This window comes from Nonomuraea sp. NPDC049784 (genome assembly GCF_040659615.1).
Classification (GTDB): Bacteria; Actinomycetota; Actinomycetes; order Streptosporangiales; family Streptosporangiaceae; genus Nonomuraea.
The window spans coordinates 1-1,266 of the sequence record NZ_JBFAMX010001237.1 but is presented as its reverse complement, the minus strand read 5'-3'; the positions used below and the strand labels follow the sequence as shown (position 1 = coordinate 1,266).

Genomic DNA, 1,266 nt, shown 5'->3' with positions numbered 1-1,266 from the left:
AGCGGGCCATGTCCGGCCCGGGAAAGCCCCTGGGCTCGACGCGCCGCAGCGCGGGCCCCATCGAGTCCACCCAGATCGGCCCCGGCAGCGACGCTCCCTGCACCGCCCCGTAGTACTGGTCCCCGATCTTCACGTCCTGCAGCGGGAACCGGTACGAGCCCCGGATGTCCCCGACGCTGACCGCCGCGGCGAGCGCGGGCGTGTAGCCGGCGAACCAGGCCGACGTGTAGGCGTTGTTGGTGCCCGTCTTGCCGGCGGCCGGCCGGTCGATGCCCTGCCCGTGCATGGTGCCCTTGGTGAACACGCCCTGCAGCACGTAGTTGACCGCGTCCGCGACGTCCTCCTCTAGGGCCCGCTCGCAGGAGGGCGGCACGTGCGTGCGCCGCCCGTCCCTGCCGATGATCTCCACGATGGCCAGCGGCCGGCAGTAGACCCCCCTGGCCGCGAACGCCGCGAACGCCGCCGCCACCGTCACCGGGTCCATCTCGTTGACGCCCAGCGTGAACGTCGGCACCTCCTTCAGCGGCTGCCCGTCCGCCCTCGTGATGCCGAGCGACTTGGCCGTGCGCACCACGTTGCAGAGGCCGACCTTGCGCTCCAGCATCATGTAGAAGATGTTCACCGACTTCCAGGTGCCGGTCTCGATGCTGTGCGGGCCGCCCGAGCCCTCGCCGCTGGCGTTGAGTATGCGGGTGTCCGGGTCGTTCACCGGCCGTCCCGCGCAGTCGCGGTAGCCCGCCGAGGGCACGAGCTCGCCCGGCGTCATGAACCCGTCGTTGAAGCGCCACCCCTGTTTGAGCGCCGTGGCCAGCGTGAACACCTTGAACGTCGACCCGGCCTGGAAGCCCTGGCCGCCACCGTGGGCCACGTCCGCGCCCAGGTTGAAGGTGGTCTTGGGGCCGTTCTTCCGGTTGCCGGGGTTGCGGCCGAACCGCTTGCTGGCCGCGATCGCCCTGATCCGCCCGGTCCGCGGTTCCACCATGGCCTCGGCGGCCACCTCGGTGTCCTCGGGCGAGACGTAGCGGTGGATGGCCTGCTCGGCGGCGCGCTGCGCGATCGGGTCGAGGCTGGTCCTGATCACCAGGCCGCCCCTGGCCATCCTGGCCCGCCGCTCGGCTGCCGTGTTCCCGAACACCGGGTTTGAGAGGAGCTCGCGCTGCACGTACAGGCAGTAGAACGGGTACGCGCTCTGCTCGCACCCGCCGGGCTCGGGCCTGAGCCTGATGTCGAGCGGCGCGGCCTTGGCCTGCGCCGCCTGCTGCTGGC

At 71.7% G+C, this 1,266-nt stretch carries 1 protein-coding gene; it reads right to left on the bottom strand.

Annotated features, from left to right (window positions below):
• Window positions 1–1,266 (bottom strand): penicillin-binding transpeptidase domain-containing protein (locus tag AB0J09_RS65050; RefSeq protein WP_360714521.1); only part of this gene is annotated, 1,266 nt, incomplete at both ends.